This window comes from Achromobacter sp. 413638 (assembly GCF_043119405.1).
GTDB lineage: Bacteria > Pseudomonadota > Gammaproteobacteria > Burkholderiales > Burkholderiaceae_B > Achromobacter.
On sequence record NZ_JBICCO010000022.1, the window covers coordinates 68,261 to 82,003 of the forward strand.

General features: G+C 69.8%; 11 protein-coding genes and 1 pseudogene. 7 read left to right on the plus strand and 5 right to left on the minus strand.

The annotated features are described in order from the left end of the window. Positions 1-7 precede the first annotated feature (7 nt). The 6 genes and pseudogenes from ACEU5R_RS11590 (at position 8) to ACEU5R_RS11615 (ending at position 6,841) form a co-directional block, all read left to right on the plus strand. Entirely contained in the window at positions 8-538 is a 531-nt protein-coding gene (locus tag ACEU5R_RS11590) for a chemotaxis protein CheW (RefSeq protein WP_392410247.1), read from the plus strand. Beyond that, complete coding sequence (locus tag ACEU5R_RS11595; protein WP_392410249.1) at positions 535-1,830, plus strand: CheR family methyltransferase; 1,296 nt, start codon at positions 535-537, stop codon at positions 1,828-1,830. The genes ACEU5R_RS11590 and ACEU5R_RS11595 overlap by 4 nt, the downstream gene beginning before the upstream one ends. Further along, positions 1,823-2,506, plus strand: coding sequence for a chemotaxis protein CheW (locus ACEU5R_RS11600; RefSeq protein WP_233772463.1), 684 nt, complete (start codon positions 1,823-1,825; stop codon positions 2,504-2,506). The genes ACEU5R_RS11595 and ACEU5R_RS11600 overlap by 8 nt, the downstream gene beginning before the upstream one ends. Further along, positions 2,503-4,776, plus strand: coding sequence for a hybrid sensor histidine kinase/response regulator (locus ACEU5R_RS11605; RefSeq protein ID WP_392410251.1), 2,274 nt, complete (start codon positions 2,503-2,505; stop codon positions 4,774-4,776). The genes ACEU5R_RS11600 and ACEU5R_RS11605 overlap by 4 nt, the downstream gene beginning before the upstream one ends. Beyond that, positions 4,773-5,783: pseudogene (locus tag ACEU5R_RS11610) on the plus strand (chemotaxis response regulator protein-glutamate methylesterase). The gene ACEU5R_RS11605 and the pseudogene ACEU5R_RS11610 overlap by 4 nt, the downstream one beginning before the upstream one ends. A gap of 44 nt (positions 5,784-5,827) precedes the next feature. After that, on the plus strand, positions 5,828-6,841 hold the full coding sequence (locus ACEU5R_RS11615; RefSeq protein WP_392410253.1) for a diguanylate cyclase: 1,014 nt from the start codon (positions 5,828-5,830) through the stop codon (positions 6,839-6,841). 35 nt (positions 6,842-6,876) lie between these two features. Here the strand turns inward: ACEU5R_RS11615 and ACEU5R_RS11620 are convergent, their stop codons facing one another. From ACEU5R_RS11620 to ACEU5R_RS11640, 5 genes are all read right to left on the minus strand, one after another. Further along, the gene (locus tag ACEU5R_RS11620) at positions 6,877-8,532 is read right to left on the minus strand and encodes an ABC transporter permease (protein ID WP_392410255.1); all 1,656 of its coding nucleotides are present in this window, start codon (positions 8,530-8,532) and stop codon (positions 6,877-6,879) included. A gap of 232 nt (positions 8,533-8,764) precedes the next feature. Then, the gene (locus tag ACEU5R_RS11625; protein WP_392410257.1) at positions 8,765-9,697 is read right to left on the minus strand and encodes an ABC transporter substrate-binding protein; all 933 of its coding nucleotides are present in this window, start codon (positions 9,695-9,697) and stop codon (positions 8,765-8,767) included. A gap of 92 nt (positions 9,698-9,789) precedes the next feature. Beyond that, positions 9,790-10,554, minus strand: a complete 765-nt coding sequence (locus tag ACEU5R_RS11630) for an ABC transporter ATP-binding protein (protein WP_392410259.1) — start codon at positions 10,552-10,554, stop codon at positions 9,790-9,792. Continuing rightward, positions 10,551-11,666 carry a porin gene (locus tag ACEU5R_RS11635; RefSeq protein WP_392410261.1) on the minus strand — a complete coding sequence of 372 codons (1,116 nt, stop codon included), beginning with the start codon at positions 11,664-11,666 and terminating at the stop codon, positions 10,551-10,553. Before ACEU5R_RS11635 ends, ACEU5R_RS11630 begins: the two co-directional genes overlap by 4 nt. A 76-nt stretch (positions 11,667-11,742) precedes the next feature. Continuing rightward, the gene (locus ACEU5R_RS11640) at positions 11,743-12,222 is read right to left on the minus strand and encodes an Lrp/AsnC family transcriptional regulator (protein WP_103274767.1); all 480 of its coding nucleotides are present in this window, start codon (positions 12,220-12,222) and stop codon (positions 11,743-11,745) included. Between the two features lie 179 nt (positions 12,223-12,401). Here ACEU5R_RS11640 and ACEU5R_RS11645 point away from each other — a divergent pair, with 179 nt between their 5' ends. Beyond that, a complete protein-coding gene (locus ACEU5R_RS11645) occupies positions 12,402-13,688 on the plus strand; it encodes a cystathionine gamma-synthase family protein (protein WP_103274766.1) in 1,287 nt (428 codons plus the stop codon). Positions 13,689-13,743 lie beyond the last annotated feature (55 nt).

Consider the following 13,743-nt stretch of genomic DNA (forward strand, 5'->3'; position numbering starts at 1 on the left):
CGCCATCATGACCGAATCCCTGTCCGCGCCGCCGGCCGCCGCGTCCACGGGACGACGGCTTTACCTGCTGTTTCGCATCGGCCGGGACCGCTATGCGCTCGACGCGGCCGACATCATCGAGGTGCTGGGCTGGCGTCCGCTCAAGCGCGTGCCGGGCACGCCGGCGTGGGTGGCGGGCCTGTTGTCCAGGCGCGGCGAGGGCGTGCCGGTCATCGACATGAGCGCGCTGGCCGGCTGCGGCCAGGCCGCTACTGTCACCAGCACGCGGCTGGCGCTGCTGCGCTATCGCGCGCCGGCCCTGGGCGGCGAGCGGGTGCTGGGGCTGATCCTGGAGCAGGCGACCGAAACCGTGCACTTCGACCCGGCCGCTTTCCGGCCGCTGGCGCTGGACAACCGGCAGGCGCGCTATCTCGGTCCGGTCCTGTCCGACGCCGCCGGCATGGTGCAGGCCGTGACCGTCGATGACCTGTTGCCGCCCGAGGCGCGGGCGCTGCTGTATCCCGCGCCCGATGCCGCGCGGCCGGGAGCGGCGTCATGATGCTGGTCGACGAGTTCAGCGGCCTGCTCAAGCGCAAGATGGGGCTGGACAGCCGCTCGATCGGCGCGGCCGCGGTCGAGCGCGCCGTGCGCCACCGCATGAGCGCGACCGGCGTGGACGATGAGCGCGACTACCTGATGCGGGTGCAGGCCTCGCCCGCCGAGATGCAGCTGCTGATCGAATCGGTGGTCGTGCCCGAGACCTGGTTCTTCCGCTATCCGGAGTCGCAGCAGGCGATGGCGCAGCTGGCCTGCGAGCGGCTGTTCGGCGCAGGCGCGGCCGACGAGCGTGTGCTGCGCGTGCTGAGCCTGCCCTGTTCGAGCGGCGAGGAGCCGTATTCCATCGCCATGGCCCTGCTGGACGCCGGCGTGCCGGCCTCGCGCTTCCAGATCGATGCGCTGGACATCAGCGAGCGCGTGGTCCAGTTCGCGCGCCGGGGCCTGTACGGGCGCAATTCCTTCCGTGGCGACGCGCTGGACTACCGGGACCGCTATTTCACCGAGACCGGCGACGGCCACCAGCTGTCCGCGCAGGTGATGGAGCGGGTGCGCTTCCAGTCGGGCAATCTGTTCGACGCCGGCCTGCTGGCTCACGCGCCGGCCTACGACTTCGTGTTCTGCCGCAACCTGTTGATCTATTTCGATCAGGCTACCCAGGAGCGCGCCGTGCAGGTGCTCAGGCGTCACACGCGCGAGGATGGCGTGCTGTTCGTGGGCCCGGCCGAAACCAGCCTGCTCACGGCGCGCCGGTTGCCGCCGGTGGCGATGCCGCATTGCTTCGCCTTCCTGGCGCGGCCGCGCCCCGATGCGGCGCCGGCCGCTGCCTCCCTGTTCAAGCCCGCGGGCTTGCCGGCGCAGCCGGCATCGCGCGTCCCCGCGCCGCGCCCGCCCGCGCCGCTCCGACCCATGCCCCATCCGGCCCGCCCTGCGGCGCCGCCGGCCGCGCCGGTCGTAGCCGTCGCGGCCAAATCGGAATCCGAGGCCGAAATCTCGCTGCGCCAGATCGAGGCGCTGGCGGACCAGGGGCGCGTGAAGGACGCGATCGCGCGCTGCGGCGCGCACCTGGAACGCTATGGCGCGAGCGCCGACGGCTTCTATCTGCAAGGCCTGCTGCAGGATGCGGCGGGCGATGCCCGCCAGGCGCAGGCCGCTTACCGCAAGGTCCTGTACCTGCAGCCCAATCATCGCGAAGCCCTGCTGCATCTGGCCGCGCTGGTCGCCTCGGAAGGCGACCACGAGAGCGCGCGCAGGCTGCAGGCGCGCGCGGCGCGCCAGGAGGCCCGACGTGACTGAACTGCATGCCGCGCTGGCGGACGTGGACGACTGCTGGAACCGCATCGGCATCCGCGGCGACCAAAGCTGTCCAAAACTGCCCGAGTACGTGCACTGCCGCAATTGCCCGGTGTACGCCAGCGCCGCCAGGCGCATCCTCGACCGCCTGCCGCCGCAGGTCGAGCTGGAGGGCGCCGATGCCGCCGGCGACGCCGCCGCGACGGCGGGCGAACCCGCGTTGCGGCGCGCCTCGTTGCTGGTATTCCGTCTGCACCGCGAATGGCTGGGCTTGCCGACCCGGGCGCTGGACGAGGTGGCCGCCGCGCGTCCCGTCCTGCCGCTGCCGCACCGGCGCGACCCGGCGGTGCTGGGCGTGACCAATGTGCGCGGCACGCTGACAGTCTGCCTGTCGCTGGCGCGGCTGCTCGGGTTGGAGGCGGCGGGTCCCGAACCGCGCGAGCGCGCCGGCGCCGCGCGCATGCTGATCTTCGGCGGCGCGGGCCGCGCCGTGGTGCTGCCGGTGGACGAGGTCGAGGGCATTCATTCCGTCGATCTGGAGCGGCTGGAACCCTTGCCAGCCACGGTGGCGGGCGCCAGCCTGAAATACTCGCGCGGGGTGGCGCGCTGCGGCGGCCACAGCGTGGGCGTCCTGGATGAAACCCTGCTGATGCAGGCTTTGGAACGGAGTCTGGCGTGAACCCGGACCAGATGCGAGACGCGTCCCTGCTGGAACTGTTCCAGCTGGAAACCCGCACCCAGGTGCAGGTGCTGAACAACGGCCTGCTGGCGCTGGAGCACGACCCGACGTCGGCCGCGCAGCTGGAAGCCTGCATGCGCGCGGCGCATTCGCTCAAGGGGGCGGCGCGCATCGTCGACCTGCATCCGGCGGTGCGTATCGCGCACGCGATGGAAGACTGCCTGGTGGCGGCGCAGGAAGGCCGGCTGCGCCTGCAGGCCAGCGATATCGACGCGCTGCTGCTGGGCACGGACCTGCTGCAGCGCGTGGCCACGCCCGGCGTCGAGCTGGGCGCGGAGATCGACCAGTTGGTCGAGCGCCTGAGCAACGCGCCCAACCTGCCGCCCGATGCATCGCCTGCGCCGCCGCGCGAGCCCCGGCCGTCAGACTTCCTGCCGCCGCTGCAGCGGCCGGGCGATCCACCGCCAGCGCCGCCCGAGCCGGCGCCGCTGCGGCGGTCGAGCGACCAGGCGCTGGCCGAAGGCGAGCGCGTGCTGCGCGTCACGGCCGATACCTTGAACAAGCTGCTGGGACTGTCCAGCGAGACGCTGGTCGAATCGCACTGGATCGCGCCGTTCAGCGCATCCATGCTGCGGCTGCGGCGCATGCAGGCGGGCGCCGGGCAGGCGCTGGACGGCGTGCGCGCGGCGCTGGCCGGCCAGACGGTCGACGCGCGGGTGCAGGCGGCGCTGGACGACGCCCAGCGCATCGTCGAGCAGTCCGAGCGCGAGCTGGCCGAACGCACGGCCGAGGTCGACGAGTTCGGCTGGCGCATGGGGCATCTGGCGCAGCGCTTGTACGACACGGCGCTGGCCTGCCGCATGCGGCCCTTCGGCGATGGCCTGGGCGGCATGGCGCGCATGGTGCGCGACCTGGGACGCTCGCTGGGCAAGCAGGTGCGACTGGAGGTCGATGGCGAGTCCACCCAGGTCGACCGCGACATCCTGGACAAGCTGGACGCGCCGCTGATGCACCTGCTGCGCAATGCGGTGGACCATGGCATCGAGATGCCGATGGACCGCATCGAGGCCGGCAAGCCGCCGGAAGGCCTGATCCGCCTGTCCGCGCGGCATGCCGCCGGCATGTTGTTGATCGAGCTGTCGGATGACGGCGGCGGCATCTCGCTGGACCGGCTGCGGGTCGAGGTGGTGCAGCGCAAGCTGACCAACGCCGAGACGGCCGCGCGCCTGAGCGAGGCCGAACTGCTGGAGTTCCTGTTCCTGTCCGGTTTCAGCACGCGCGGCGAAGTCACCGAGATTTCCGGACGCGGCGTGGGGCTGGACGTAGTCCAGAACATGGTGCGGCAGCTGCGTGGCGCGGTTCGCGTGCACCAGCACACCGGGCAGGGCACGCGTTTCGTGCTGGAGATGCCGCTGTCGCTGTCGGTCGTGCGCAGCCTGCTGGTCGAGGTGCAGAACGAGATCTACGCGTTCCCGCTGGCTTACGTCAGCCACGCGCTGCAGGTGTCGGCGGCCGATATCGAGCAGCTCGAGGGGCACCAGCATTTCCGCTTCATGGACCGGCAGGTCGGGCTGGTTTCGGCGCGCCAGATATTGCGCTCGGGCGAGCCCGCGCCGGCCGCCGAATCGGTCTGCGTGGTGCTGGTGGGCGACCATGAGCGGCTGTATGGCATCGCCGTGGACCGCTACGTGGGCGAGCGCACCGTGGTCGTGCAGCCGCTGGATCCGCGCCTGGGCAAGGTGCAGGATGTGATGGCCGGGGCGCTGATGGACGACGGCCGGCCGCTCTTGATCCTGGATGTCGAGGATATGCTGCTGTCGGTGCAGAAACTCATCGAGGGCGGCCGGCTGACCCGGGTGGACGGCGGCGGCCAGGTGGCCCAGGCGCGCAAGCGCAAGCGCGTGCTGGTGGTCGACGATTCACTGACCGTGCGCGAGCTGGAGCGCAAGCTGCTGGTCAACCGGGGCTATGAGGTGGCGGTGGCGGTGGACGGCATGGATGGCTGGAACATGCTGCGCTCCGATGCCTTCGACCTGGTGGTCACGGACGTGGACATGCCGCGCATGGATGGCATCGAACTGGTTTCCCGTATCAAGGCTGACCCGCGTTTGCAAAGCCTGCCGGTAATGGTAGTGTCCTACAAGGACCGCGAAGAGGATCGCAGGCGGGGGCTGGACGCGGGCGCGGATTATTACCTGGCCAAGGGCAGTTTCCACGACGACGCGCTGCTGGATGCCGTCGAGGACCTCATCGGAAGGGCGCAGACGTGAGAATCGGGATCGTCAACGATTTGCAGATCGCGGTCGAAACCCTGCGCCGGGCGATCGCGCTGGAGCCTGGCCTGGAAGTGGCCTGGGTGGCGTCCAACGGCCAGGAAGCCGTCGAGCAATGCGCCCGCGACCGTCCCGACGTCGTGCTGATGGACCTGATCATGCCGGTCATGGATGGCGTCGAGGCCACCCGCCGCATCATGGCCGAGACGCCCTGCGCCATCGTGGTGGTCACGGTCGACGTGGCGCGCCACACGGCGCGGGTGTTCGACGCCATGGGCTACGGTGCGCTGGACGCGGCCGACACGCCGGTGGTCGGCAGCGCCGACCTGCGCGGCGCGGCGGCGCCGCTGCTGCGCAAGATCCGCAATATCGGCTGGCTGATCGGCCGCTACGGCAGCCGGCCGACGCTGACGCCGGTGGCCCGGCCCAGCGAACAGCCGGATTCCCGGCGCCTGCTGGTGATCGGCGCTTCGGCGGGTGGGCCCGCCACCCTGGCACAGTTGTTACGCGATATTCCGTTGGATTTTCCGGCAGGCATCGTGCTGGTCCAGCATGTGGATGCCTCGTTTGCCGCCGGCATGGCGGATTGGCTCAACGATCAGGTGCCGCTGCCCGTCAGGCTGGTGCGCGAGGGCGAAAAACCGGCCGCCGGACAGGTGTTGCTGGCCGGCACCGACGACCATCTGCATATGCTGGCCGATGGTACCCTGCGTTACACCGAGAAGCCCAAGGAAAGCTTGTACCGGCCCTCCATTGATGTATTTTTCCATAGCGTGGCGGAGCACTGGCGCGGTATGGCGGTGGGGGTGTTGTTGACGGGCATGGGGCAGGACGGGGCCCGGGGGCTGAAGGCGTTGCGCGAGCGCGGCTGCCTGACCATCGCCCAGGACTAGGCCACCAGCGCCGTCTATGGCATGCCGAAGGCGGCCGCGGCCATGCAGGCCGCCGTGGAGATCCGGCCGTTGGACCAAATCGCGCCGCGCCTGATCAAGGCTTTTGCCTGAGCGGCATGCAAGCCAGACAAAGTACGTAATTCAAGGAAAGCACCATGCACCCTCCCATAGACAGCCCGATCACGGCCGACCTGAATTCGCATGCCGCCATGGTCCTGCTGGTGGACGACCAGGTCATGGTCGCCGAAGCCATCAGGCGGGCCTTGTCCACGGAAGGCAACATCGACTTCCACTATTGCTCGGACCCCTACAAGGCGCTGACCGTGGCCATCCAGACCCGGCCCACGGTGATCCTGCAGGATCTGGTGCTGCCGGGCGTGGACGGGCTGAGCCTGGTCAAGGAATATCGCAACCATCCTGTGACGCGCGACATTCCCATCATCGTGCTTTCCACCAAGGAAGATCCGGCCATCAAGAGCGCGGCCTTCTCCACCGGCGCCAATGACTACCTGGTCAAGCTGCCCGATTCCATCGAGCTGGTGGCGCGCATCCGCTACCACTCGCGCTCCTACCTGGCGCTGGTGCAGCGCGACGAGGCCTACCAGGCGCTGCGCCAGAGCCAGCAGCAGCTGCTGGAAAGCAATATGGAACTGCGCCGCCTGACCAATTCCGACGGCCTGACCGGGCTGGGCAACCGCCGCTATTTCGATGAATACCTGAACGCCGAATGGCAGCGGGCGCGTCGCGACGGCCGCGAGATCAGCATGTTGATGATCGACGTGGACCACTTCAAGTCCTACAACGACACCTATGGCCACATCGCCGGCGACGAAGCGCTCAAGCGCGTGGCCAACACCATCTTCGCCAGCTGCGACCGCTCGACCGACCTGGCGGCGCGCTTCGGCGGCGAGGAATTTGCCCTGGTGCTGCCCGGTACGCCGGCCGGCAGCGCGCGGCTGGTGGCCGAGAAGCTGCGCCGCGCGGTGGAAGCCATGCAGATCCCGCAGAAGGACTCGGGCGGCGGCCCCTGGCTCACGATCAGCGTGGGCACGGCCACCGCGCTGCCCGGCGAAGACCAGCCTTGCACCGACCTGATCCAGGTGGCCGACCGCGGCCTCTACCAGGCCAAGCGCCAGGGCCGCAACCGCGTGGTGCAGGGCGCGCTGTAGCCGGTCTCCAGGCATGGGTCGGCGGCGCGCGCAGCCTAATCCTCGCCGCGCCGCCTGATGGCGCTCGCGCCCAGCATCAGCGTCAGGCTGGCCGCCACGGCCACCGTCGCCATGGCCATGCCTTCGCCCACCGAACCCTGTTCGAACTGGCGCCACACATGGATCGACACCGTCTGCACGCCGGCCGGCGCCAGCAGCAGCGACGTGACCAGCTCGCGCGAGGCCACCGCGAACACCATCAGCATGGACGCCGCCAGCGCCGGCAGCACCAGCGGCAGCACGATGCGCCGCAGCGCGCGCGCGGCGCTGGCGCCGTGCACGCGCGCCGCCGCTTCCAGGTTGGGGCCGATCTGCGCCAGCGCCGCGCCGACGTAGCGCACGGGATAGGGCAGCAGCAGGCAGGTATAGGACAGCAGCAGGATGCCCCAGGTGCCGTAGGGCGTGGCCGGCCAGAAGGGCTGGTTCCAGGCCAGGATCAGGCCCACGCCCACCACCACGCCGGGCAGCGCCGCCGGCAGCAGCGCCAGTCCGTCGATGGCGGGGGCGCCCGGCACGTGGCGGCCGGCCACGCACCAGGCCGCCAGCAGGCCGACCGCGCCGGTCAGCAGCGCGGCGCCGGCCGCCAGCGACAGGCTGGTGGACAGCGCGTCCCAGGCCTCGCCGCGCGCCTGGAACAGCGCGCCGAAATTGGCCAGCGTCAGGTTGGCGAGCGACAGTCCGCCGGACAGGTTGCGCGTCAGCGCCGCCGCCAGCATGGACGCCAGCGGCGCGGCCACCGCCGCCAGCGCGACCAGCGCGAACAGCAGCAGCGCGGGCAGGCGCCAGGGGCCCAGCTCGGCCTGCGCCAGCGGCGCCGGCTTGCCGGTGGTGGTCTCGAAACCGCGCCCGGCAAGCAGCGCGCGCTGCACCGCGAAAGCGGTCAGCGCCAAGGCCACCAGCACCAGCGACAGCAGCGCCGCGCCGGGCAGGTCGATGGGCCAGTCGGCCAGACGGCGCTCGATGGCGGTGGTCAGCACGTTGACGCCGGACTGCGCGCCCAGCGCCGCCGGTACGCCGTATTCCTCGATGGCCAGCGTGAAGGCCAGCAGCAGGCTGGCGCCGATGGCCGGCAGCGACAGCGGCAGCGTGACGCGGAAGAAGGCGCGCCACGGCCCCGCGCCAAACACGCGCGCCGCCTCGGCCAGCCGGGAGCCCGAGGCCGCCATGCTGCGCGACACGGCGAAGTACACCACGGGAAAGATCGCCAGCCCCATCACCAGCGCCACGCCGGCGGGCGAGAAGAGCAGCGGACCCAGGTGCCAGCCCGCCAGCTGTTGCAGGAAACCGCGCGGTTGCAGCGCCATGGTCCAGGACAGCGCCGCGATATACGGCGGCAGCAGGAAGGGGATGAGGAACAGCAGGTCCCACAGCCGCGCCAGCGGCAGGCGGAACAGGCCGCGCAGCGCGCCCAGCGGGATGCCGATGGCGGCGCTGACCGCCGCCACGGACAGGCCCAGCTTGAGCGTGCCGCCGACCAGCGCCAGCGTGCCGGGCTGCGACAGCACCGCGCCCCACGCGCCGAAGGGATCGCCCAGCGAGCCTTCGGCCAGTCGCGGAAACACGGCCTGCAGGACCACGAAGGCCACGGGCAGCGCGACGAGCACGCCCAGGGCGGCCACGGTGGCGGCCGCCAGGATGAATACGCTCTTCATGATTGCTCGGTTGTTATTGCACGGGTACCCCACCCGCATAGCATGCAAGGGAATACGGAATTACGACATTCGACGATGCCTCCTCAAGCGCGGCGGCGCGGAGCCGGCTTTGCCGGTCCGCAGCCGCGCCCCCTGGGGGGAAGCGCGGAGCGCTTCGGGGGGGGGCCCACCTTTTCGGGCCGCAGCCGCGCCCCTGGGGGGAAGCGCGTAGCGCTTCGGGGGGGCACAACACCTATTGGCTAAAGATGCGGGCGAAGCGGGCGAGGACCTCGGCGCGCGACGCGCTGGACGCGCCCTGGGCCTCGGGCAGCAACGCCAGGTCCTTGAACAAGGGGCGCTTGGCCGCCACGTCCTGGCGCGCCGGCATCAGCCAGGCGTCCGCCACGGCGCGCTGGCCTTCCTCGGACAAGACGTAGTCGACGAACTTGCGCGCCTCGTCGGGCTGGCGCGCGGTCTTGAGGATCATCATGGGGCGCGGCGCGATGGCGGTGCCGCCGGCCGGGAAGATCACCTTCACCGATTCGCCCTTTTCGACGCTGGCGTAGGACACATAGTCCACCGCGCCGAACACGGCGGCCTTGGCGCCTTGCAGCACTGGCGTCAGCGCCTGCGCATTGGGGCCGGAAATGGTCATGCCGTTGTCGCGCAGCGTCTCGAACAGCTTCCACGCCGCCTCGCCCTGGGCGTTCTGCAGGCCCAGCAGCAGGTCCAGCGAGGCGCCGGACAGCGCCGGGTCGGGCATGGTCACCGCTTGCTTGAAGCCGGGGCCGGTCAGGTCGGCCCAGTCGCGCGGCTCGGGCGTGCCGCTCTTGGTGTTCCAGACTATGCCCAGCGCCGAGATGCCCTGGGCGACATAGGACGGCGCCTTGAAGCGCGCCGGCACCTGGGTCGCGTTGGGGCTTTCGTAGGGCAGCAGCCAGCCGCGCTGGTCCAGGTCCTGGGCGGTGTCCCACGAGGCCGAGATCAGTACGTCGGCGCGCGGGTTGGCGGCCTCGGCTTCGAGTCGCGCCATGACCTTGCCGGTGGTGGCCTGGAACACGTCGACCTTGATGCCGGTCTTTTCCTGGAAGCCGGCGGCCAGCTGCCTGATCAGGCCGCCGGGGCCGGCGGTGTATACGGTGAGCGCCTTGGCCGGTCCTGCGGCCAATCCGAGCGTGAAGGTCATGAAGAGCGATGCGAGAAGTTTGGGGGAATTCAAGAGATTCATTCTAATCGTCCGTAGTAGTGGGGCGCGATTGGCAGCGCTTGCAACGGGCGCTACGCTGCGGGGCCACGCGGATCCGGCTCCGCCGGTCCGCAGTGGCGCCCCCTGGAGGGGGAAGCGCGCAGCGCTTCGGGGGTGGGCACTATTTGGCCGTGCCGCATGCACGCGATCACGTGCGCCAGCGCATGGGCTTCCTGGTGGTCGTGCGTCACATAGACGGCGGTGGCGCCCAGGCGGCGCAGCAGCGCGCCGATCTCGGCGCATAGCGTCTCGCGCAGGTCGCGGTCCAGGTTGGACAGCGGCTCATCGAACAGCAGCAGGCGCGGGCGGGCGACGATGGCGCGGGCCAGCGCGACGCGCTGTTGCTGGCCGCCGGACAGCTCGGACGGGCGGCGCCCGGCCAGCGCTTCCAGCCCGACCAGCGCGAGCGCCTCGGCCACCCGCCCGGGCCGCTCGCGCCGTGGCACGCCGCGCATTTCCAGCGGAAAGCCGACGTTCTGCGCCACGCTCATGTGCGGCCACAGGGCGTAGTCCTGGAACACCATGCCCAGGCCGCGCGCTTCGGGCGGATCGTGGCGGCGGCCGTCGAACGCGGTCTGGCCGCCGATGCGGATGCTGCCGGACTGCGGGCGCAGCAGCCCGGCCAGGGCCTTGAGCAGCGTGCTCTTGCCGCAGCCCGACGGGCCCAGCAGGGCCAGCACCGTGCCGGCCGGCACGTCCAGGTCCACGCCATCGAGCACGCTGTGGCCGTTATAGGCGTGGCGCAGGCCGCGCACGGCGATGGCCGCGCCGCCCGATTCAGGGGCGGGCGCGTTCAAAACCGGTGCCGCAGGCCGAGGTTCAGGCCGAACTGGTTCTTGCCCGGTTCGACGTTGGCGCCGTACTTGCCGCCCAGCAGGCTGAGGGCGGCCTTGTCGTCGTTGATCACGTAGGCGGCCACCGCGTACAGCGTGGTGCGCTTGGACAGGTCATGCTCGCTGCCCAGCACGAACATGGTGGACTTCTGGCCGGAGCCGGCCGCCTGCGCGGCCGGGCAGACGGCGTTGTTCATGTCGTCGCAGACCGCGTCATCCAGGTGATAGGCGGCGAACGACAGGCGAGTATCCTGGCGCGGCAGGTAGGTCGCGCCCAGCCAGGTCATGTTGTTCTTGTAGTCGCGCCGCGCCAGCTTCTGTTCGAGCCAGCGATAGCCGGCGTAGAGCTGCAGGCCGTCGAAGTCATAGGACAGCGCGGCGATCACGCGGTCTTCGCGGTTGCCGCTGTCGGCGCCGGTCTTGGGCTTGTCGGCGTTCTTGCCGTGGTACAGCAGCCCGGCGTCCAGGCCGCCCGATTTGTAGCGCAGGCCGCCGCCGACCATGCGGCCCAGGCTGCGGTCGCTGAAGGACTGGTCGTTGTTCCAGCCGAAGCTGTAGTACGCGCCCACCGAGACCGGGCCGAACTTGCCCACGTACATCGCGGTGTTGTCGCTGCGGTCGGAGAAGGCGGGGTCGGGGCGCTTGATCGAGAAGTTGGCGTTGTCGAATGGGTTGTACTTGCTCATCCATTCGATCATCAGCGTGTTGTGGCGGCCCAGCGTGAAGCGGCCCCAGTCCTTGCTGGACAGGCCCACATAGGCCTGGCGACCGAACAGGCGGTCGCCCTGCATGGCCTGGCCGTTGCTGGAGTCGAAGCCGTTTTCCAGCGTGAAGATGGCGGACAGGCCGCCGCCCAGGTCCTCGGAGCCGCGCAGGCCCCAGCGCGAACCGCTCAGGTTGCCCGTGCTGATGCCCGTCTTGCTGTGGCCGCCCGGGCCGTTGCTGACGTATTGCAGGCCGGTGTCGATCAGGCCATACAGGGTGACGGTGGGGGAAGCTGCCCGGACGGGCGTGGCGGCGAGCGCCAGAGCGGACAGGCAGGCGCCAGCCGCCGCGATGCGGAGAGTCGATTTCATGAAAGGAGTCCTCTTTGGGATTCAATCGGAACCGACACTCTAGGCGGCGCTGGCTACATCCAGATGACATTGCCCCTCAGAGATGCAGCCGGGTCGAGGACTTGACCTCGTGCATGGACAGCGTGCTCAGCAGTTCCTTCACGCCCGGCAGCGTGCGCAGCCGGTTGCGCACGAATTCCGAATAGGCGTCGAAGTCGCGCGCCATGATGTGCAGCAGGTAGTCATGCTGGCCCGTGGTGTTGTGGCAGGCCATGACCTCGGGCATGGCGAGGACGCTGGCTTCGAATGCCTGGCAGGTTTTCTCGGTGTGGTTTTCCAGCGAGATGCTGACGAAGGCCACCACGCCCATGCCCAGCGCGCGTCGGTCCAGCACGGCCTGGTAGCCGCGGATCACGCCGGACGACTCCAGGCGCTTTAGCCGCTTCCAGCAGGGCGAAGCCGACAGCGACACGCGCTCGGCCAGTTCGGCGTTGGACAGGCGCCCATCTTCTTGAAGGATTTTCATGATTTTCCAATCGATCGCGTCAAGTTGATGTAACAAGGCAGTGTCTTTCATTGAAATCGCCGTAAAGGAAAGAGTCTTTCTCATTATCCATTCATGGCAATTCAAATGGAAAGAATATTACGGGCGCGCGCGCCCATACTTCTGTGCACCCCGAGCCCGCCGGCGCTATCGTTTTCCGAGCACTACGCGCCCGCCCGGCAGGCCGGTCCCATCCGATACTGAGGCACAGCATGAGCTATTCGAACTACCACAAGAAAGACATCTTCGGCCGTCCCCTGCACGCGGAGACGCAGATGATGTCCTACGGTTTCGACCCCTTCCTGTCCGAAGGCGCGGTCAAGCCGCCGGTGTTCCTGACGTCCACCTTCGCGTTCCGCTCGGCCGAGGACGGCGCCGAGTTCTTTGATCTGGTGTCGGGCCGCAAGCCCCTGCCGCAAGGCGAGTCGGCCGGCCTGGTGTACAGCCGCTTCAACCATCCCAACCTGGAAATCGTCGAGGACCGCCTGTCGCTGCTGGACGGCTCCGAGGCGGCCGCCGTGACCTCCAGCGGCATGTCGGCGATCAGCGCCGTGTTCCTGGCCTTCCTGCGGCCCGGCGACCAGATGGTGCAGTCGGTGCCGCTGTATGGCGGCACCGAGACGCTGATTTCCAAGATATTCCCCGAGTGGGGCATCGCCTCGCATCCGGTGCGCGACTGCCTGTCGGCGGCCAGCATGCGCGAGGCGCTGGAAGCGGCCGCGGCCAAGGGGCCGGTGAAGCTGTTCTTCGTCGAGACGCCGGCCAATCCCACCAATTCGCTGGTCGACTTCGCCGCCATGAAGGCCGAGCTGGACGCCTTCGAATCGCGCCACGGTTATCGCCCGATCTCGGTGTGCGACAACACGCTGCTCGGTCCCATCTTCCAGAAGCCGGCCGAGCACGGCGTGGACCTGTGCGTGTATTCGCTGACCAAGTACGTCGGCGGCCACAGCGACCTGGTGGCCGGCGGCGTCACCGGCGGCAAGGAGCTGATCAAGAAGGTGCGCGCGATCCGCAGCGCGTTCGGCTCGCAGCTGGATCCGCATTCCTGCTGGATGATCACGCGCTCGATGGAAACGGTGGTGCTGCGCATGAAACAGGCCGCGCGCACCGCCGGCAAGGTGGCGCAGTGGCTGGCCGGCAATCCGCACGAGCCGGTCCGCATCTACCACCCGGAACTGATCGCCGACGCCGCCTACCAGGACGTGTACAGGCGCCAGTGCAGCGGCGCGGGCTCGACCTTCGCCTTCGTGCTGGACGGCGGCCGCGCCAAGGCCTTCCGCTTCATCAACGCGCTGCGCCTGTTCAAGTCGGCGGTGAGCCTGGGCGGCACCGAATCGCTGGTCTGCCATCCGGCCTCGACCACGCACTCGGGCGTGCCGGCGGCCGAGCGCGACGCCGCCGGCGTGTCCGAAGGGCTGATCCGCGTCTCCATCGGCCTGGAGCACGAGGAAGACCTGATCGCCGACATGGACCAGGCGTTCCGCAGCCTGGCCTGAGGCGGCGGGCGAGGGGGGGGGGGGGGGGGGGGGGGGGGGGGGGGGGGGGGGGGGG

Excerpts from the sequence above, each read along its gene's own strand:
- ACEU5R_RS11595 (WP_392410249.1), top strand. The coding sequence starts at position 535 with ATGATGCTGGTCGACGAGTTCAGCGGCCTGCTCAAGCGCAAGATGGGG.
- ACEU5R_RS11635 (WP_392410261.1), bottom strand. The coding sequence starts at position 11,666 with ATGAAATCGACTCTCCGCATCGCGGCGGCTGGCGCCTGCCTGTCCGCT.
- ACEU5R_RS11615 (WP_392410253.1), top strand. The coding sequence starts at position 5,828 with ATGCACCCTCCCATAGACAGCCCGATCACGGCCGACCTGAATTCGCAT.
- ACEU5R_RS11640 (WP_103274767.1), bottom strand. The coding sequence starts at position 12,222 with ATGAAAGACACTGCCTTGTTACATCAACTTGACGCGATCGATTGGAAA.
- ACEU5R_RS11645 (WP_103274766.1), top strand. The coding sequence starts at position 12,402 with ATGAGCTATTCGAACTACCACAAGAAAGACATCTTCGGCCGTCCCCTG.
- ACEU5R_RS11590 (WP_392410247.1), top strand. The coding sequence starts at position 8 with ATGACCGAATCCCTGTCCGCGCCGCCGGCCGCCGCGTCCACGGGACGA.
- ACEU5R_RS11625 (WP_392410257.1), bottom strand. The coding sequence starts at position 9,697 with ATGACCTTCACGCTCGGATTGGCCGCAGGACCGGCCAAGGCGCTCACC.
- ACEU5R_RS11620 (WP_392410255.1), bottom strand. The coding sequence starts at position 8,532 with ATGAAGAGCGTATTCATCCTGGCGGCCGCCACCGTGGCCGCCCTGGGC.